The organism is Mycolicibacterium sp. 624 (assembly GCF_040548615.1).
In the GTDB taxonomy this organism is placed as follows: domain Bacteria; phylum Actinomycetota; class Actinomycetes; order Mycobacteriales; family Mycobacteriaceae; genus Mycobacterium.
This window is the reverse complement of record NZ_JBEPRZ010000002.1, coordinates 581,393-599,974: the sequence shown is the minus strand read 5'-3', so window position 1 is coordinate 599,974 and position 18,582 is coordinate 581,393. Positions and strand designations below refer to the sequence as shown.

Annotated in this window: 16 protein-coding genes and 1 tRNA gene; 8 read left to right on the top strand and 9 right to left on the bottom strand. The window is 68.0% G+C overall.

The window, feature by feature from the left end:
* Window positions 1-104: 104 nt before the first annotated feature.
* From ABIA65_RS09815 to ABIA65_RS09790, 6 genes are all read right to left on the bottom strand, one after another.
* Window positions 105-971: an oxidoreductase gene (locus ABIA65_RS09815; RefSeq protein WP_241403510.1), complete on the bottom strand. Its 867-nt coding sequence runs from the start codon at window positions 969-971 to the stop codon at window positions 105-107.
* A gap of 14 nt (window positions 972-985) precedes the next feature.
* Complete coding sequence (locus ABIA65_RS09810) at window positions 986-1,669, bottom strand: LpqN/LpqT family lipoprotein (protein ID WP_241403511.1); 684 nt, start codon at window positions 1,667-1,669, stop codon at window positions 986-988.
* Window positions 1,666-2,004: an arsenate reductase (glutaredoxin) gene (arsC, locus tag ABIA65_RS09805; protein ID WP_241403512.1), complete on the bottom strand. Its 339-nt coding sequence runs from the start codon at window positions 2,002-2,004 to the stop codon at window positions 1,666-1,668. Before arsC ends, ABIA65_RS09810 begins: the two co-directional genes overlap by 4 nt.
* Window position 2,005: 1 nt before the next feature.
* Window positions 2,006-2,986, bottom strand: coding sequence for a ribose-phosphate diphosphokinase (locus ABIA65_RS09800; protein ID WP_241405502.1), 981 nt, complete (start codon window positions 2,984-2,986; stop codon window positions 2,006-2,008).
* A 102-nt stretch (window positions 2,987-3,088) separates the two neighbouring features.
* Complete coding sequence (glmU, locus tag ABIA65_RS09795) at window positions 3,089-4,648, bottom strand: bifunctional UDP-N-acetylglucosamine diphosphorylase/glucosamine-1-phosphate N-acetyltransferase GlmU (protein ID WP_354523406.1); 1,560 nt, start codon at window positions 4,646-4,648, stop codon at window positions 3,089-3,091.
* A gap of 51 nt (window positions 4,649-4,699) precedes the next feature.
* Window positions 4,700-4,771 (bottom strand) — tRNA-Gln (locus ABIA65_RS09790).
* 119 nt (window positions 4,772-4,890) lie between these two features.
* On the opposite strand from ABIA65_RS09790, the gene ABIA65_RS09785 reads away from it, so the two are divergent.
* On the top strand, window positions 4,891-5,484 hold the full coding sequence (locus ABIA65_RS09785) for a TetR/AcrR family transcriptional regulator (RefSeq protein ID WP_241405503.1): 594 nt from the start codon (window positions 4,891-4,893) through the stop codon (window positions 5,482-5,484).
* A 2-nt stretch (window positions 5,485-5,486) separates the two neighbouring features.
* Here the strand turns inward: ABIA65_RS09785 and lysA are convergent, their stop codons facing one another.
* Window positions 5,487-6,827, bottom strand: coding sequence for a diaminopimelate decarboxylase (gene lysA / locus ABIA65_RS09780; RefSeq protein WP_354523405.1), 1,341 nt, complete (start codon window positions 6,825-6,827; stop codon window positions 5,487-5,489).
* Window positions 6,828-6,957: 130 nt separating this feature from the next.
* Here lysA and mfd point away from each other — a divergent pair, with 130 nt between their 5' ends.
* Complete coding sequence (gene mfd, locus ABIA65_RS09775) at window positions 6,958-10,617, top strand: transcription-repair coupling factor (protein ID WP_354523404.1); 3,660 nt, start codon at window positions 6,958-6,960, stop codon at window positions 10,615-10,617.
* Between the two features lie 34 nt (window positions 10,618-10,651).
* The gene (locus tag ABIA65_RS09770) at window positions 10,652-11,620 is read left to right on the top strand and encodes a nucleoside triphosphate pyrophosphohydrolase (RefSeq protein ID WP_354523403.1); all 969 of its coding nucleotides are present in this window, start codon (window positions 10,652-10,654) and stop codon (window positions 11,618-11,620) included.
* 87 nt (window positions 11,621-11,707) lie between these two features.
* Here ABIA65_RS09770 and ABIA65_RS09765 read toward each other — a convergent pair whose 3' ends face one another.
* Window positions 11,708-12,979, bottom strand: a complete 1,272-nt coding sequence (locus ABIA65_RS09765) for a Dyp-type peroxidase (RefSeq protein WP_354523402.1) — start codon at window positions 12,977-12,979, stop codon at window positions 11,708-11,710.
* Window positions 12,976-13,902, bottom strand: a complete 927-nt coding sequence (locus ABIA65_RS09760) for an EfeM/EfeO family lipoprotein (protein ID WP_241403518.1) — start codon at window positions 13,900-13,902, stop codon at window positions 12,976-12,978. Before ABIA65_RS09760 ends, ABIA65_RS09765 begins: the two co-directional genes overlap by 4 nt.
* A gap of 236 nt (window positions 13,903-14,138) precedes the next feature.
* Between ABIA65_RS09760 and ABIA65_RS09755 the strand changes: the two genes are divergently transcribed.
* From ABIA65_RS09755 to ABIA65_RS09735, 5 genes are all read left to right on the top strand, one after another.
* Window positions 14,139-14,870, top strand: a complete 732-nt coding sequence (locus tag ABIA65_RS09755) for a lytic transglycosylase domain-containing protein (protein ID WP_354523401.1) — start codon at window positions 14,139-14,141, stop codon at window positions 14,868-14,870.
* 83 nt (window positions 14,871-14,953) lie between these two features.
* Complete coding sequence (gene eno, locus ABIA65_RS09750) at window positions 14,954-16,243, top strand: phosphopyruvate hydratase (RefSeq protein WP_354523400.1); 1,290 nt, start codon at window positions 14,954-14,956, stop codon at window positions 16,241-16,243.
* 9 nt (window positions 16,244-16,252) lie between these two features.
* The gene (locus ABIA65_RS09745) at window positions 16,253-16,975 is read left to right on the top strand and encodes an FtsB family cell division protein (protein WP_354523399.1); all 723 of its coding nucleotides are present in this window, start codon (window positions 16,253-16,255) and stop codon (window positions 16,973-16,975) included.
* Window positions 16,968-17,459: a DUF501 domain-containing protein gene (locus ABIA65_RS09740; RefSeq protein ID WP_354523398.1), complete on the top strand. Its 492-nt coding sequence runs from the start codon at window positions 16,968-16,970 to the stop codon at window positions 17,457-17,459. The genes ABIA65_RS09745 and ABIA65_RS09740 overlap by 8 nt, the downstream gene beginning before the upstream one ends.
* Window positions 17,456-18,421: a Ppx/GppA phosphatase family protein gene (locus tag ABIA65_RS09735; protein WP_241403522.1), complete on the top strand. Its 966-nt coding sequence runs from the start codon at window positions 17,456-17,458 to the stop codon at window positions 18,419-18,421. Before ABIA65_RS09740 ends, ABIA65_RS09735 begins: the two co-directional genes overlap by 4 nt.
* Window positions 18,422-18,582: the final 161 nt, after the last annotated feature.

The following is an 18,582-nucleotide window of genomic DNA, read 5'->3' as shown; positions in this document are numbered from 1 at the left end:
GGTCGCACGGCCAGGGTCACGCGCAGTTGCGCGGAGGTTCCCGTCGATAACGGTGGCCTGGCCACCCTCGCCGTGATCGCCCGCAAGGCTAGCGCACGAGCGTGCTACAGCGGAAATTCAGTGCCCGTGAGCTGCGCGGACAGGTCCCACAGCGCCTCGGCGGTCTTGGCGCTGCTCGCCAGCGGACTGCGGGCGACCGGCTGGGTTGGGCCCCTCATCGCGAAGCGCGGCCCGATGAAGGAGTTGCCTGCCACGTCCTGGGACGCCGCGAAGAGTGTCTGGCGGGCACCGAAGTCGGCATCGGTGGCCAGCCTGTTGGCCGCCAGCCACACCTTGGTGCCCAGCGCATTGCCGGTATTGCCCTGCAGATTGGTGGCCGAGTAGCCGGGGTGGCAGGCCACGGCGCGCAGTGGCGAACCGGCCCGGTGCAGCCTGCGTTGCAGCTCCTTGGTGAACAGCAGGTTGGCCAGCTTGGACTGCCCGTAGGCCGGCCAGGCGAGGTATGGCCGGGCCTTCCAGTTCAGGTCCTTGAGGCTGATCACACCGAGTAGATGCATCATCGAGGACACCGTCACCACGCGGTCGGTGACCTTGGGCAGCAGAAGGTTGGTCAGTGCGAAGTGGCCCAGGTGGTTGGTGCCGATCTGGCTCTCGAACCCGTCCACGGTCTGCGCGTACGGCACAGCCATGATCCCCGCGTTGTTGATCAGCACGTCCACCTGCTCGACGCCGTCGGCGAACGCGCGGACCGACGCGAGATCCTGCAGGTCGAGCTGGCGGACCTCAACCGCGCCGGTCATGCCCGCTGCGGCGGTGTCACCCTTGGCGGTGTTGCGGACAGCGAGGATGACGTTCGCGCCGACGCGGGCGAGCTCACGCGCGGTGACCTCGCCGAGGCCGCTGTTGGCACCTGTGACGATGACGGTGCGTCCAGCGAAGGATGGCAGGTCTGCAGCGGTCCAGTCGCTCATGCTGACGAGAGTAGCTATTTGGCCGCGACCGTGAATCCCTTGATGATCTTCTCGATGTCGGGGCCGTTGGCCTGCGCCTGGTCGGCGAAGCTCGTCACGGTCAACTGAACCAGGTACCGCTGTCCGGGCACACCCGGCCGCACCGGCGTCCCGGTCGCGATGACGATGCGGTTGTAGCTCTGCATGCGCTGACCGTTGAGGTCGTAGGAGCCCTCGATCATCGACGACGGGAAGCCACGGAAATCCGCGTCGGATGCGTTGAGTTCCTTGAAGTTCTCCGACATCTTCGCGTCGGCGTCGGCGTGCTTGAGGGCCTCGGCGACGTCGAAGTCGCCGTTGAGCTCGAACACGATGATCATCGCGGTCGGGTAGGTGTCGCCCTTGGCGATGGTCCTGGTGCCCGGCGACAGGTTGGCGTTGACATAGGGCTGCCACCCCTGCGGGCTGGGGACGTCCACGGTCAGGTCGGTGAGCTTGGCGGGGGAGACGGGCGCGCCTGTGACGCCGATGTTCTCGAGGTACTCGGAGAACGGGATGAGCGGTTCGGCTCCTGGCGACGTCGTCGTCGTGGTGGGCGTCGTCGACCAGATCGACTGGTAGTCGGGGGTCGCGGGGCCGCAGCCGGTCAGGGCGGCGACACACAGCGCGACCGAGGCGGCGAGCGCGACGTAAGCGGAGCGCGCGCCTGAACCCGTCACAGAATCTCGCGAACCGTGTCGATCGGCCGGGCCAGTCGTGTTCCCTTCGGCGTCGTGACAAACGGGCGCTCGATCAGGATCGGGTGTTGCGCCATCGCGTCGAGCAGGGCGTCGTCGGATGCGTCGGCCAGGCCGAGTTCGGTGTAGAGCGACTCGCGCTTGCGGACCGCCGTGCGAACGTCGATACCGGCATCGGCGATCATCGCGACCAGCTCGTCGCGCGTCGGCGGAGTCTTCAGATAGAGCACGATCTCCGGCTCGATTCCGTTCTCGCGTAACAGGTCCAACGTCTTACGCGAGGTCGAGCACTTCGGGTTGTGCAGGATCCGTGCCACGCTAGGCGGACCCGTCGAACAGTCCCGTGACCGAGCCGTTCTCGAACACCGCGCGGATGGTGCTGGCCAGCAGTGGCGCGATGGACAGCACGGTCAGCTGCGGGAACTGCTTGTCCTCGGTGATCGGCAGCGTGTTGGTGACGATGACCTCGCGGGCGCCGCACTCGGCGAGCCGCTGCGACGCGGGCTCGGACAGCACTCCGTGTGTGGCGGCGATGACGACGTCATCTGCACCGTTCTCCTTGAGGAGTTTGACCGCGCCGGCGATGGTGCCGCCGGTGTCGATCATGTCGTCGGTGATGATGCAGGTCTTGCCGCGCACGTCGCCGACGACGCGGTTGGACTTCACCTGGTTGGGCACCAGGGGGTCGCGGGTCTTGTGAATGAAGGCCAGCGGGACGCCGCCCAGTGAGTCGGCCCACTTCTCGGCGACGCGCACGCGGCCCGAGTCGGGGGAGACGACGACCATGTCGTGGTTGGCGTAGTTGTCGGCGATGTAGCCGCACAGCAGCGACTGCCCGCGCATGTGGTCGACCGGGCCGTCGAAGAAGCCCTGGATCTGGTCGGTGTGCAGATCGACCGTGACGATCCGGTCGGCGCCCGCGGTCTTGTAGAGGTCAGCGACCAGGCGCGCGGAGATGGGCTCGCGGCCGCGGTGCTTCTTGTCCTGACGTGCGTACGGGTAGAACGGCAGGATCGCCGTGATGCGCTTGGCGCTGCCCCGCTTGAGGGCATCGATCATGATGAGCTGTTCCATCAGCCACTGGTTCAGCGGCGCGGGGTGGCTCTGCAGAACGAACGCGTCGCAGCCACGCACCGACTCGTCGAAGCGGACGAAGATCTCGCCGTTGGCGAAGTCACGCGCCGTCTGCGCGGTGACGGGAACATCAAGTTCCTTGGCCACCTGTTCTGCCAGCTCGGGATGCGCGCGCCCCGAGAACAGCATGAGATTTTTGCGGTTGTCGGTCCAGTCGGTGCCCACTGTGCTGCCTTCGACGTCGGGGATCGAAATACTGGGCAATCGTACGTAGCTTCCCTGCGCTCGCGTTGCCGGGTTACCAGAATGCCAACGGAAGGCGTCGAGTTACGGCGTCGACTCGGGGTCGATGTCCTCATGGGAGACGGGTTCGGCGGCATCGTCGGAGACGGTTTCGGCGGCCGCCTTGCGGGCGGCCTCGGCAGCTGAAGCCAGACGTGCCGCCTCCGCGGCGGGACTGCTCGGGCGCTTGCGCTGCACCCAGCCCTCGATGTTGCGCTGGCTGCCCGCCGACACCGCCAGCGCGCCCGGTGGGACGTCGTCGCGCACCACGGTGCCCGCGCCGGTGTAGGCGCCGTCGCCGATCACGACCGGCGCGATGAACATCGTGTCCGAGCCGGTGCGCACATGCGAGCCGATCCGGGTCCGCCGCTTGGTCTCGCCGTCGTAGTTGACGAAAACGCTGGAGGCGCCGATGTTGGAGTGCTCGCCGATGTCGGCGTCGCCGACGTAGGTCAGGTGCGGCACCTTGGTACCGGTGCCGATGACCGCGTTCTTGGTCTCGACGAAGGCCCCGAGCTTCCCGTCAGCGCCGAGGTCAGTGCCCGGCCGCAGGTAGGCGAACGGGCCGACCGTGGCGCCCGCCCCGATGACCGACAGCTCGCCGTGCGTGCGGATGACCGAGGCGCCGTCACCGACCTCCATCGAGGTGAGGGTGCTGTCCGGCCCGATGGTGCAGTCGGCCCCGATCCAGGTGGCGCCGAGCAGCTGGGTGCCCGGATGCACCACGGTGTCGCGCCCGATCTCCACGTCGACGTCGATCCACGTGGTGGCCGGGTCGATGATCGTGACCCCGGCACGCTGGTGTCCGACGATGATGCGTCGGTTCAGCTCGGCCCCCAGTGCCGCGAGTTGGACGCGATCGTTGACGCCGGAGACCTGGGTGGTGTCGGCGATGTGCTGGGCGCGCACGGTGTGCCCGTCGGCGCGCAGGATGGCCACCGCATCGGTGATGTACAGCTCGCCCTGGGCGTTGTCGGTGCTCAGCCGGGTCAGCGCCGAGCGCAGCGCGGCGGCGTCGAACGCGTACACACCGGAGTTGATCTCGCCGATGGCGCGCTGGGCGTCGTCGGCGTCGGCTTGCTCAATGATGGCCGCCACCGCACCGTCGGCATCGCGGATGATGCGCCCGTACCCGGTGGGGTCGGCCAGCGTGGTGGTCAGGATGGTCGCCTGCGCGCCCTCATGCGCGGCGGCCAGCGCGGCGAGGGTCTCGCCGCCGAGCAACGGCACATCGGCGGTGGTGATGACCACAGTGCCGGTGAAGTCGTCGGGCAGACCCGCAAGTCCGACATCGACGGCATGCCCGGTGCCCAGCTGTTCCTCCTGGACCACGGTGAGGATGCTGCTGCCCGTCTGTTCGGCAACCCGGTTCACCTCGGCGTTCACCAGGTCACGGCCGTGCCCGACGACGACGACGACTTGGCTGGGTGTCAGTGCCGTCAGCGCGTGCAGCACATGGGCGATCATGCTGCGCCCGCCCAGGGTGTGCAGCATCTTGGGCGTCGCCGAGCGCATTCGGGTGCCCGCGCCGGCGGCCAGCACGATCACGGCGGTCTGGGGGTGAGCGGTCACGTGACCCTTCCAATCGCGACTGTGCGGTTTCATGCGCGACGCGCCGCGGGGGACGTTCGCCGACGCGCTTTCGCGGCCATTCTGCTCCGTCGCCAGGACTCGAACCTGAACTATCTGAACCAAAATCAGAGGTGCTGCCGATTACACCACGACGGACTGTCGGTGAGACTTTAGTCGACGTCGGCATCGGTGAAGAGTGGGAGCGAGGCGACCCTAGGAATAGGCTCCTGAGTGTGGCTGCACCGGAGAAGGAGGCGCGGGCTCCTCGCGCGCGCATGACCGGCACCGAGCGCCGTCAACAACTGGTCGAGATCGCCAAGTCGCTCTTCGCCGAGCGAGGCTACGACGCCACCTCCATCGAGGAGATCGCGCAGCGTGCCAACGTCTCCAAACCGGTCGTTTACGAGCACTTCGGCGGCAAGGAAGGGCTCTACGCGGTCGTCGTCGACCGCGAGATGTCGGCCCTGCTCGACGGCATCACCTCGTCGCTCACCAACAACCGGTCCCGGGTCCGGGTCGAACGCGTCGCACTTGCGCTGCTGACCTACGTCGAGGAGCGCACCGACGGGTTCCGCATCCTGATCCGCGACTCGCCCGCCAGCATCAGTTCCGGCACGTATTCGAGCCTGCTGAACGACGCCGTCAGCCAGGTCGCCTCGATCCTCGCCGGTGACTTCTCCCGTCGCGGGCTCGACCCCGAGCTCGCGCCGCTCTACGCCCAGGCGCTCGTCGGGTCGGTGTCGATGACGGCGCAGTGGTGGCTGGACACCCGCGAACCCAAGAAGGAAGTGGTGGCCGCCCACCTGGTCAACCTGATGTGGAACGGGTTGACCCACCTGGAGTCCGACCCGATCCTGCACCAGGGCTAGCGCTAGTTCACATCCCGGAGGAGCAGGTCCGCCGTCGTCTCCCGGCGCACCATTAGATCGGCGCGGCCGTCTCGCACCGACACCACCGGCGGCCGGCCGACCATGTTGAACGTCGAGGCCATGCTGTGGTGATAGGCGCCGGTGCACGCCACCGCGAGGACATCACCGGGATGCAGGTCGACCGGCAGCGCCACATCGTGGGCGATCGCGTCGCCCGCCTCGCAGTACCGGCCGACGACGGTCACCGGCTGCGTCGGGCCGAGCGGGTGACGGTTGGCGACCGTGACGGTGTACCGGGCGCCGTAGAGCGCCACCCTGGGGTTGTCGCTCATGCCGCCGTCGACCGACACGAAGGTCCTGCCTCCGGGCTGATGCTTCACGGCCACCACCCGGTAGACCGTCACCCCGGCGCGCGCCGACAGCGCCCGACCCGGCTCGACGACGACCACGGGGCGCGGAAAGCGTTCCGCCCCGCACGTGGTGTCCAGCGCGTCGTCGATGACCTCGGCCAGCGCCTTGAGGTCGAGGCCCGCGTCGCCGTCGATGTACGGCACACCGTGCCCACCGCCGATGTTCAGCTCGGAGAGCAGGACGCCGTACCGGGCGCGGACGTCGGCCATCAGGGTGACGATCCGATGAATCGCGTCGCCGTAGGGCGTCGCCTCGGTGACCTGTGACCCGAGGTGGCAGTGCAGTCCGACAAGCCGCAGCATCGGCTGATCGAGGACGCGACGGATCGCCAGCAGCGCCTGACCGTCGTCGATGGCGAAGCCGAACTTCTGGTCGGTGACTCCCGTGGTCACCGCGGCGTGGCCGTGAATGTCGACGTTGGGAGTCACCCGAATCAGGACGTCCTGTGGCTTTCGCAGCTGGCTGGCCAGCAGCGCGATCTCGGTGCCGCAGTCGATGACGATGCGACCGACACCGGCGTCGATGGCGGTGCGCAGTTCACCTGTTGTCTTCGCGTTGCCGTGCAGGATCATGCGTCGCGGATCCACGCCGCCCGCCAGCCCCGCGGCCAGCTCGCCCAGCGAGCAGATGTCGAGCCCGAGGTGTTCATCGGCCACCCAGCGGGCGACGCGGGTGGTCAACAGGGCCTTGCCCGCATAGACGATCCGGATGCCACGCAGTGTCGACCGGTAGGTCGCGGCGCGCTGGCGGAAGTCGGCCTCGTCGAGGACATAGGTCGGGGTGCCGAACTCGTCGGCGATATCGGTCAGCGCCACGCCGCCGACGCACAGCCGGCCGTCCACATCCACCCTTGCCGTCAGCGGCCAGATGGCCGGTTCGATGCGCATGGGGGCGGCGCGGTGCAGGGACGGCAACTGGTCGAGAAGGGTCATGTCTCCACGGTGCGCCCGCAAGACGTGGGTATCGCAAATCTTGACGAACCCCTCACGGCGGGCAGCGCAATTTTGACGGGTTGAGCGGGTTGAGCGCCTCGCAGTGCGGCTCATTAGGATGGAGGACACCATGAATGCACCGGGGTACACCCATGTCCAGACCCCGTTGGCCGGGCTCGTTGAACTGGCCCTGACTGATCCCGGTCTCCGGGACATCACCACCTCCGCCGCCGAGGGCGCAACCGAGGGTGCCCTCGTCGGACCGGCGGCCGCGCGGTTGTTCGTCGCCGCCGCACTGGCGCAGGCGGGTCCGCTGCTCGTCGTCACCGCCACGGGGCGCGAGACAGAGGACCTGACCGCCGAGCTGCAGGCCGTGCTCGGCGGCGCCGTCGCGACGTTCCCGTCCTGGGAGACCCTGCCGCACGAGCGGTTGTCTCCCGGCGTCGAGACCGTCGGCGCGCGGATGATGGTGCTGCGCCGACTCGCCTATCCCGATGACGCCCGGCTGGGTCCACCGCTGCGGGTGGTGGTCACCACGGCGCGCTCACTGCTGCAGCCGATGCCCCCGGCGCTGTCGGCCGTCGAGCCGGTGACGCTGACCGTCGGCGCCGAGGCCGACTTCGAGGCCGTGATCGAGCGGCTCGTCGAGCTGGCCTACACACGCGTCGACATGGTCGGCAAGCGCGGCGAGTTCGCAGTTCGCGGCGGCATCCTCGACCTGTTCGCGCCCACCGCCGAACACCCTGTGCGCGTCGAGTTCTGGGGTGACGAGGTGTCCGAGATGCGGATGTTCTCGATCGCCGATCAGCGCTCCATCCCCGAGATCGAGATCGAGACGCTGGTTGCCGTGCCGTGTCGGGAGCTGCTGCTCACCGAGGATGTGCGCGAGCGTGCCGCGGCATTCGCGGCGGATCAGCCCCATGACGACAATCGCGTTGGCGGCACCATCGGCGAGATGATGGCAAAGCTCTCCGAGGGCATCCCCGTCGACGGTATGGAGGCGCTCCTACCGGTGTTGCGGCCGGGTGAGCTGTCGCTGCTGTCCGACCACCTGCCCGCGGGCGCCCCGGTGCTGATCTGCGATCCCGAGAAGGTCAGGACCCGCGCCGCGGACCTGGTCAAGACGGGCCGTGAGTTCCTCGAGGCGTCGTGGTCGGTCGCGGCGATGGGCGCCGACGCGCCGATCGACCTGGAGGAACTCGACGGCTCCGGGTTCCGTGACCTCGCCGACGTCCGGGCCGCGGCCACCGCCGGCGGACACCCGTGGTGGACGCTGAGCCAGCTTGGGGACGGGTCGGCGAAGGAGCTGGACATCCGACCGGCGCCGTCCGCGCGCGGTCAGCAGCACAACCTCGACGAGATGTTCGCGATGCTGCGCGCCCACGTCGCGACCGGCGGACTGGCCGTCATCGTCACCCCGGGCACCGGCACCGCGCACCGCGTCGTGGAGCAGCTGGCCGAATCAGACGCGGCCGCAGCGATCTTGGAGTCCGGCGAGGCGCCGAAGGCAGGTGTGGTCGGCGTGCTCAAGGGGCCGCTGCACGACGGCGCGATGCTGCCGGGGGCCAACCTCGTGGTGTTCACCGAATCTGACCTGACCGGAAACCGTGCCGCCGCCGTCGAGGGTAAGCGGCTGGCCGCCAAGCGACGCAACGTCGTCGACCCGCTCGCACTGACCGCGGGCGACATGGTGGTGCACGACCAGCACGGCATCGGCCGCTTCGTGGAGATGACCGAGCGCACCATCGGCGGTGCCCGCCGTGAGTACCTGGTGCTGGAGTACGCGTCGGCCAAGCGTGGCGGCGGGTCCGACAAGCTCTACGTGCCGATGGACGCGCTGGATCAGCTGTCTCGCTACGTCGGCGGACAGGAGCCCACGCTGAGCCGCCTCGGTGGCAGCGACTGGACCAACACCAAGACCAAGGCACGCCGTGCGGTTCGCGAGATCGCCACTGAACTGGTCGAGCTGTACGCCAAGCGCCAGGCCGCGCCCGGCCACGCGTTCGGACCCGACACTCCGTGGCAGGCCGAGATGGAGGACGCCTTCGGCTTCAGCGAGACGATGGATCAGCTGACGGCCATCACCGAGGTCAAGAGCGATATGGAGAAGGCGGTCCCGATGGACCGCGTGATCTGCGGTGACGTCGGCTACGGCAAGACCGAGATCGCGGTGCGTGCGGCGTTCAAGGCGGTGCAGGACGGCAAGCAGGTCGCGGTGCTGGTGCCGACGACACTGCTGGCCGATCAGCACCTGCAGACGTTCACCGCTCGGATGGCCGGATTCCCGGTGACTGTGAAGGGCCTGTCGCGGTTCACCGACCCCGCCGACTCGCGGGCGGCACTCGAGGGCATGAAGGACGGTTCGGTCGACATCGCGATCGGCACGCACCGACTGCTGCAGACGGGCGTGACCTGGAAGGACCTCGGGCTGGTCATCGTCGACGAGGAACAGCGCTTCGGCGTCGAGCACAAGGAACACATCAAGTCGATGCGCACGCACGTCGATGTGCTCACGATGAGTGCCACGCCGATTCCGCGCACCCTGGAGATGAGCCTGGCGGGCATCCGCGAGATGTCGACAATCCTCACCCCGCCCGAGGAGCGGCACCCGGTGCTCACCTACGTCGGTCCGCATGACGACAAGCAGGTGGCGGCGGCCCTGCGGCGCGAACTGCTGCGCGACGGGCAGGCGTTCTACATCCACAACCGGGTGAAGTCGATCGACTCGGCGGCCGCGAAGGTCCGCGCGCTGGTGCCGGAGGCGCGTGTCGTCGTCGCGCACGGGCAGATGCCCGAGGAGCAGTTGGAGAAGACGGTCGAGGGGTTCTGGAACCGCGAATTCGACATCCTGGTCTGCACCACGATCGTCGAGACGGGGCTGGACATCTCGAACGCGAACACCCTCATCGTCGAGCGGGCGGACACGTTCGGCCTGTCGCAGCTACATCAGCTGCGCGGACGTGTGGGGCGCAGCAGGGAACGCGGTTACGCCTACTTCCTGTACCCGCCGGAGGTGCCGCTCACCGAGACCGCGTATGACCGGCTCGCCACCATCGCCCAGAACAACGAACTCGGCGCTGGCATGGCCGTGGCGATGAAGGACCTCGAGATCCGCGGTGCGGGCAACGTGCTGGGTGCCGAGCAGTCCGGTCACGTCGCCGGGGTGGGGTTCGACCTCTACGTCCGCCTGGTGGGCGAGGCCGTCGAGGCCTATCGCGCCGCCGTGGATGGCAAAACCGTTGCCGCCGTTGAGGAACCGAAGGATGTCCGGATCGACCTCCCGATCGACGCCAACCTGCCGCCGGAGTACATCGGCAGCGACCGGTTGCGGCTGGAGGGTTACCGGCGACTCGCGGCCGCATCGGATGAGGCGGGTATCGGGGCGGTCGTCGATGAACTCATCGACCGGTACGGTCCGCTGCCCGAGCCGGCCCAACGGCTCGTCGCGGTGGCACGGCTGCGGTTGTTGTGCCGCCAGTACGGTGTCACCGAGGTCGGCGCGGCGTCCGAGTCGACGGTGCGCATCGCGCCGCTCCCGCTGCAGGATTCTCAGCAACTGCGCCTCAAGCGGATGTACCCCGGCGCGACGTTCCGTGCGACGACGTCGACCGTGGCGATGCCGATCCCTCGGGTGGGTAGCGGTATCGGCGCTCCCCGCATCCGTGATCTTGAATTGGCCGGTGCCGTAGCGGGTCTGCTGTTGGCTTTGGATGGCAGACCGCAGACGGATGTTGATATAACCAACTTCGAACAGTGGCGCGGTACGGCCTCGCGTGACAAGCAAAAGTGAAGGAACTCATGACGAACGAGTCCCGGCGATCAGGATGATTGTCGTCCTGGTCGATCCTCGGCGCCCATCGCTGGTACCCGTGGAGGCCGTCGGACTGCTCGCTGGGGACGTGCAGTACACCGAGGAAATGCCGATCAGGGTGCCGTGGTCGCTTCCTGCGTCGCGGCCATGCTTTTCCGGTGCCCCGGATGAGAAAGCTGCACCCGTGCTGCTGTCATCCGATCCCGGCCACCCGATGGTCAAGGCTCGCCTCGCCGCAGGCGCCAAGCTCATCTCCGCGCCCGGCCCGCAGCCGGGGGAGCGGCTGCTCGACGCCGTCGCGCAGATGGACAAGCTGCGCACCTCGGGCCCGTGGGAGAGCGAGCAGACGCACGACTCGCTGCGGCGCTACCTGCTCGAGGAGACCTACGAGCTGTTCGACGCCGTGCACAGCGGTAACGCCGACGAGGTCCGTGAGGAACTCGGAGACGTCTTGTTGCAGGTGCTCTTTCACGCGCGCATCGCCGAGGACGCGTCGGAGGGCTCGTTCACGATCGACGATGTCGCCGACGCGCTGGTGCGCAAGCTCGCCAACCGGGTGCCCGCGGTGCTCGCCGGGGAGTCGATCTCACTGGAGGATCAGCTCGCGCAGTGGGAGGAGCGCAAGGCGCTGGAGAAGACCAGGGCGTCGGTCATGGATGACGTCCCGACCGCTCAGCCCGCGCTCGCGTTGACGCAGAAGGTCTACCAGCGCGTGATCGCCGCGGGTGTGCCTGTTGACCTGCTGCCCGAGGACATGGCCGCGCTCGGGGTCGCCCAGGGCGGGGACGCCGAGAATGCGTTGCGCGCCGCGACGTTGCAGTTCATGAATGCGGTGCGCAGTGTCGAGGCGGCCGTGGCCGCTGCGCGGCGCGGCACGGACACGCCCGCCGAACTCGATGCCGCGACGCTCGGCAGGATCTCTGAGGACGAATGGCGCACGCACTGGCCGACTTTCGCGGAGTCGGAGCCGGACGCCGAGTAGGCACACACCGCGTCGAGACTGCTGTCAGATCGCGTTGGTGCGTCGAAACGCGATCTCACAGCAGTTTCGGCGCATGGTGGCTGAGGTTCAGCCGACCAACTGATCGCCGAGGAAGCGATCCTCACCCGTGACGCCGGGCAGGATGAAGAAGAATCCGCCGCCGACCGGCAGGATGTACTCCTCCAACGGCTCGCCCGTGAGACGCTTCTGCACCGCGAGGAAGCCGTTGTCCAGACTGCGCTGGTAGGCGATGAAGGCCAGGCCCTGATCGAGCCGCCCAGCCCCGTCGAAGCCGCGCGAGTAGTTGAAACCGCGGCGCAGGATCAGGTTCTCGTCGCTGGCGGGCGTGCGGGGATTGGCCAGCCGGATGTGGGCGTCGAGCTTGATCCGCTTGCCGTCGGGATCCTCGGGGTAGTCGGGATCGTCGAACTCGTCGTTCATGCCGAGCGGTGCGCCACTGACCTTGGCCCGCCCGATCAGGTTCTCCTGCTCGACGAGCTGGGTGCGATCCCAGAACTCGACGAACATCCGGATGATGCGAATGGCTTGATACGACCCGCCTGCCGTCCACTCGGGCTCCCCGTCGCCGGGCTGCACCCACACGTGGCGATCCATCAGGCCGGCGTCATCGACGTCGAGATTCGCCGTTCCATCCTTGAACCCCAACAGATTTCGCGGAGTCCGCGCATCCGAGGTCTGGCCCGCCCCGATACCGCGCGCATAGCCGTCGATCATCCACTTGAGGACCAGATCGCTGCGGGTGCGGCGCATGATCTGGCGCAGTGCGAACTGCACGGTGTCGTTGTGGCCGGCCTCGAAGATGATCGACACGTCACCGTGGGACAGTTTCGGATCGAGTTTGTCGTTGGCCAGGAACGGCATGGTGACCAGTTCCTTGGGCTTGCGGTTCGCCAGGCCGAACCGGTCGTCGAACACCGACGCGCCCAACCCGACCAGGATCGACAGATTGTCCGGCGGCGGTTGCTCCCCGAGTATTCCGGAGTCGACGGGCGGATAGGCGGGGCCCCGCACCTCGGGAGGCTTGCCCGCCATCAGTCCGCGGATCTCGTCGGTGAGTTCCTGCAGCACCGACGTCAGGCCGGCCCGAGTTCTGGTCTGAAGGTTGAACGACGCCACCAACCCCTGCTCGGGAATCGGCAGCGTCGTGATACCCGCCTGGTGCGGGCCTTCGAAGGCGGTGAAGCTCCGTTCCGGGCGACCGGGCCGGTGCTCGGGCTGCGCCGAATCGGTGAGCGCCAGGGTTGCGCCCACACCGACAGCGGCCCCGGCACCGGCACTCAGGGCACCGGCGACGAAGCCGCGTCGTGAAACTCCTTGGCGTGGTGGCCGTTCGGTCACTGCAGGCCCAGCACTCCCGGGACCTGGGAGAGGTTCTCCGACAGCCCGGCCAGCTGGCCCTTCAGGGTGTCGACGACCTGCGGGGTGACGGTGACCGCGGTGCACCGAGCCGACGGGTAGGGATCGTTCTCGGTGCAGAACAGCACCCAGCCGTCACCCTGACGCAGCGGGGCCAGCGTGCCGTAGATGTCGGAGATGCCACCGTCGATCTTGCCCAGCAGAGCGGGATCGGCCTGCTCCAGGGCGGGGGTCAGCTTGTCGACCGCTGCCTGCGAGCCCTGCAGGTTGGCGTCGAAGTCCCACAGGTCGGTCTTGGAGTAGCGGTCCTCCTCGCCGGTGATCTTGCCCTGTGACACCTCCTCGATCAGCTCGGCGGCGCCGGTGGCGACCTTCAGCGGCGGAACCTCGAGCTTCGCGATCTCGTCCTTGAGCCCGGCGATGTCCTTGTCGAGCTGGTCGGCGAACGGCGCGCCACCCTCGGTGGTGTTCTTCTCGAACAGCAGGAACTCCAGGCGGTGCCAGCCGGTGAAGGCTGCGTCTTCGGGGCCCTCGAAGTCGTCGACACGGGAGTCGACCTTGCCGTCGATGTCTGGGATGAGCTCGGCGAGCGGCTCGATGCGCTCCCACGGCATGCGGGACGGCGCGTACGCGTCCTGTGCGGCCTTCAGATCACCGGCGCGCACGGCGTCGGTCAACACCTTGACGGCCGCGACGAGCTCGTCGACCTGCGCGACCGCGTACGCCTTGTACTCGTCTCCGGCCTTCGCCGCGAGCGGGTTGGGCTCCGCGGCCGCCGAGGTGGACGTCGCGGCGCTGCTCGATTCACTGCTGCTCGCGTCGGTACTACTGCTGTTATCAGAGCAACCGGACAGGACCAGGGCTGCCGCTACGAAGGGCAGGGGCCAGGCGAGATGCAGTTTCATGGAGCCTCCTTGAAGTAGACGCGTGAACACTACATCCAGATCTCTTGGCAGGGTAGGCACTCCTAAGAACCGCGCCGCGGCCGACGCGCACCGCGTTTCGCTGGGCACCTGACTGGCATGCTGGCTTACCGTAGGGACGAAGTGTTCGAGAGTCGGTTGCCGTTGAGTTGGTGACGACGCGATGGTCAGGCCCGCAAGCACCAGCCGGGCGGATCGGTTGTGGTCAAGGGAGTCCGGTGTCGCCAGTGCGTTGGTGGCGCGCCGTTGCGGTGGTCGTCGCAACGGCGCTGCTCATGGCGTCATCGTGCTCGTTTCAGACCGGTGCACCCATCCCGGAGGGGGTACCGCCCCCGGCCGGGGATCCGGTGCCCAAGATCGACACCTACGCCAAGGGCAGGCCCGCCGACCAGCTGCACGAGTGGGCCGCCGAACGTGCACCGGCACTCGGCATCCCCGTGAAGGCGCTGGAGGCCTACGCCTACGCCGCGCGTGTCGCCGAGGTGGAGAACCCCAATTGCCACCTGGCGTGGACCACGTTGGCGGGCATTGGCTGGGTCGAGAGCCACCACGGCACCTACCGGGGGTCGAAGGTGCTGCCCAACGGTGACGTGGTGCCGCCGATCAGGGGGCTGTTGTTGGACGGGACCATGGGCAACATGGAGATCGCCGACACCGACGGCGGCCGGCTCGACGGTGACGCCACTCTGGACCGGGCGATGGGCCCCATGCAGTTCATCCCCGAGACGTGGCGACTGTACGGCGTCGATGCCAACAACGATGGTGTGATCAGCCCCGACAACATCGACGACGCGGCGCTGTCCGCGGCCGGGTATCTGTGCTGGCGGGGCAAGGACTTGGCGACGCCGGAGGGGTGGATGGAGGCGTTGCGGGCCTACAACCTGTCCGACCAGTACGCCCGCACGGTGCGGGACTGGGCGACGGCGTATGCCAACGGGCACCCTCGATAGGGCTGGACCTCGGGAGCACGGCAACGGCGCACCCTCTAGGCTGATGTGCGCAAACGTGTAGTACCGACGAAAGGGCGACGACAGTGTCCATGATCGAGCAGGTCGGAGCCCGCGAGATACTCGACTCCCGTGGCAATCCCACGGTCGAGGTCGAGGTGGCCCTGAGCGACGGTACGTTCGCCCGCGCCGCGGTGCCCTCGGGTGCGTCGACCGGTGAGCACGAGGCCGTCGAACTCCGTGACGGCGGTGACCGCTATGGCGGCAAGGGTGTCGACAAGGCGGTCAACGCCGTTCTCGACGAGATCGCCCCCGCCGTCATCGGGCAGAGTGCCGATGACCAGCGACTGATCGATCAGGCGCTGCTGGACCTCGACGGCACGCCGGACAAGTCCCGCCTGGGCGCCAACGCGATGCTGGGCGTCTCGCTGGCCGTCGCCAAGGCCGCCGCCGAGTCGGCCGGGCTGCCGCTGTTCCGCTACATCGGTGGACCCAACGCGCACATCCTGCCGGTGCCGATGATGAACATCCTCAATGGTGGCGCACACGCCGACACCGGGGTCGACGTCCAGGAGTTCATGGTCGCCCCGATCGGCGCGCCCACGTTCAAGGAGGCGCTGCGCTGGGGTGCCGAGGTGTACCACTCGCTGAAGTCGGTGCTCAAGAAGCAGGGCCTGTCCACCGGTCTCGGCGATGAGGGCGGTTTTGCCCCCGACGTGGCTGGCACCAAGGCCGCACTCGACCTGATCGCCACCGCGATCGACGCCACTGGCTTCAAGCTGGGCACCGACGTGACGTTGGCGCTGGATGTCGCGGCCACTGAGTTCTACACCAACGGAACGGGTTACGCGTTCGAGAAGCAGACCCGCACCGCGGCGCAGATGATCGAGTTCTACGCCGATCTCATCGACTCCTACCCGCTGGTCTCAATTGAGGATCCGCTGTCCGAGGACGACTGGGATGGCTGGGTGGCCCTGACGGCCGCCATCGGTGACCGGATTCAGCTCGTCGGTGACGACCTGTTCGTCACCAACCCCGAGCGTCTCGAGGAGGGGATCGAACGCGGTGCCGCCAACGCATTGCTGGTGAAGGTGAACCAGATCGGCACGCTCACCGAAACTCTCGACGCCGTCACGTTGGCCCACAACAGCGGCTACAAGACGATGATGAGCCACCGGTCCGGTGAGACCGAGGACACCACCATCGCCGATCTCGCCGTCGCCGTGGGTAGCGGGCAGATCAAGACCGGTGCGCCGGCTCGCAGCGAGCGCGTCGCGAAGTACAACCAGCTGCTGCGCATCGAGGAGATCCTCGGGGATGCCGCGCGGTATGCCGGTGACCTCGCGTTCCCGCGCTTCTCGGTGGAGAGCAAGTAGTTTTCAGTCATGCCCGACGCCAAACGGCCCGACCCCAAGCGACGCTCTCCGGCGCCGCGACCGGGCAAGGCCGGGAAGTCCGGTGAGGCGGCCAGGGGTAGGTCCCGCAGCGCCTCACCGGTGCGTCGGGAGCCGCGTGCGGCCGCACCCCGCCCCGCCGAACCCGATGTCGAGGTCGAGGACACTGACGAAACCGAGCAGGGCACGGTTCTCGAGCCGATCCGCCAGTCGATCCTCGAGGCCGCCGAACACCAGTCCGAACAACGGCTTGGGTCGGCGGCCCGACGCGCCGCGATCCTGGCGGCGGTGATCTGTGTGCTGACGTTGACGATTGCCGGTCCCGTTCGCACGTACTTCTCGCAACGGGCCGAGATGAAGCAGCTCTCCGACGTCGAGGCGCAACTGCGTACGCAGATCGCCGACCTCGAACAGCAGAAGGTCAAGCTGGGCGACCCGGTGTTCATCGCCGCGCAGGCCCGCGAACGCCTCGGCTTCGTCATGCCCGGTGAGATCCCCTACCAGGTGCAGCTACCGAATCCCGTTGGCTCCGAGGCGATTCCCAGTGAGGAGGTCGCAACGATGCCCAGCGGCCAACCCTGGTACACCTCGCTGTGGCACACCATCGCCGACGCGCCGCACGGACCTGCGCCGGCTCCGATTCCGCCAGCGGGACCGGCGCCCGCGCCGCCCGTCCCGCCTGATGCCCCTCCGGGCCCCCCTCCCGGTGGTTGAGCCCGCCGACCTCGAGGCGGTCGCGCTTCAGCTGGGCCGTGAGCCCCGCGGAGTGCTGGCGATCGCCTACCGCTGCCCGAATGGTGAACCGGGCGTGGTGAAGACGGCCCCGAGACTTCCCGACGGCACCCCGTTCCCGACGCTGTTCTACCTGACCCATCCGGCGCTGACCGCCGCCGCGAGCCGGCTGGAGTCCTCAGGGCTCATGCGGGACATGACTGAACGCCTGCAGGCCGACCCCGAGTTGGCGGCGACCTACCGGCGAGCGCACGAGTCCTATCTGGCTGAGCGTGATGCCATCGAGTCGCTGGGCACCACGTTCTCCGGTGGAGGCATGCCCGACCGGGTCAAGTGCCTGCACGTGGTGATGGCTCATTCACTGGCAAAGGGGCGCGGCGTCAACCCCTTTGGTGACGAGGCGCTGGCGATACTGGCCGTCGAACCGGCGATGGCCGGCATTCTCGATAAGGGGAGCTGGACATGACAGTGCCGCGCACGCGAGGAGCACGACGGGTCGCTGCGGTCGACTGCGGCACCAACTCCATCCGTCTGCTGATCGCCGATTTCGTGGACGGCCGGCTGCACGATGTCCACCGTGAGATGCGGATCGTTCGCCTCGGTGAGGGCGTGGACGCGACGGGGGAGTTCGCGCCAGCGGCGCTCGCCCGCACGCGTGAAGCCCTGACGGACTACGCCGCGTTGATGCGCGAGCACTCGGTGCCCACAGTGCGGATGGTCGCGACGTCGGCGGCCCGGGACGCGGGCAACCGAGACGAGTTCTTCGCGATGACCGCCGAGGTCCTCGGCTCCGCGGTGCCGGGTGCCGTCGCCGAGGTGATCAGTGGCACCGAGGAGGCGGCCCTGTCGTTTCAGGGTGCCGTCGGTGAATTGGACGACGCCGCAGGGCCGTTCGTGGTGGTGGATCTCGGCGGCGGCTCGACCGAGGTGGTGGTCGGCGACGCAGGGGGAGTGAAGGCGAGCTTCTCGGCCGACATCGGGTGTGTGCGCCTGCGGGAACGGTGTCTGCACAGCGATCCCCCCACGCCCGACGAGATAGTCGCCGCGCGTGCTGCGGCCCGCGAGGGGTTATTGCAGGCATTCCGTGTGGTGCCGGTCGAGGCGGCTCGTACCTGGGTGGGGGTGGCGGGCACGATGACGACGCTGGCCGCTCTCGGACAGGGTTTGACGACGTACGACCCCGAGGCGATTCACCTGTCGCGGGTCGGTTTCGATGACCTGCTCGTGGTGTGTGAGGACCTGGTCGCGATGACCTACAAGCAGCGCGCGGCACTGGGTCCCATGCACGAGGGTCGCGTCGACGTGATCGGCGGCGGCGCGATCATCGTCGAGGAATTGGCACGTGAACTCCGCAGCCGGGCCGGGATCACCGAGCTCGTCGTGAGTGAGCACGACATCCTGGACGGCATCGCGCTGTCGATCGTTTAGCGCTGCGTCGGTCGATCGCGGCCTCTCGAGCGGGCGAGATCTTTAGCAGTTCGAAAGACCCTTCGGCGCAGTACTTCTCAGGCGCTGCGTCTTTCCCCTTTATTTAAACTTTTTGCAAGCGCAAATGGTTCAATGCCGCTAGCATCCCTCTGGCCCATTAT

Excerpts from the sequence above, each read along its gene's own strand:
- ABIA65_RS09815 (WP_241403510.1), bottom strand. The coding sequence starts at position 971 with ATGAGCGACTGGACCGCTGCAGACCTGCCATCCTTCGCTGGACGCACC.
- glmU (WP_354523406.1), bottom strand. The coding sequence starts at position 4,648 with ATGAAACCGCACAGTCGCGATTGGAAGGGTCACGTGACCGCTCACCCC.
- ABIA65_RS09760 (WP_241403518.1), bottom strand. The coding sequence starts at position 13,902 with ATGAAACTGCATCTCGCCTGGCCCCTGCCCTTCGTAGCGGCAGCCCTG.
- lysA (WP_354523405.1), bottom strand. The coding sequence starts at position 6,827 with ATGACCCTTCTCGACCAGTTGCCGTCCCTGCACCGCGCCGCCCCCATG.
- ABIA65_RS09745 (WP_354523399.1), top strand. The coding sequence starts at position 16,253 with ATGCCCGACGCCAAACGGCCCGACCCCAAGCGACGCTCTCCGGCGCCG.
- ABIA65_RS09770 (WP_354523403.1), top strand. The coding sequence starts at position 10,652 with ATGATTGTCGTCCTGGTCGATCCTCGGCGCCCATCGCTGGTACCCGTG.
- ABIA65_RS09785 (WP_241405503.1), top strand. The coding sequence starts at position 4,891 with ATGACCGGCACCGAGCGCCGTCAACAACTGGTCGAGATCGCCAAGTCG.
- mfd (WP_354523404.1), top strand. The coding sequence starts at position 6,958 with ATGAATGCACCGGGGTACACCCATGTCCAGACCCCGTTGGCCGGGCTC.
- ABIA65_RS09735 (WP_241403522.1), top strand. The coding sequence starts at position 17,456 with ATGACAGTGCCGCGCACGCGAGGAGCACGACGGGTCGCTGCGGTCGAC.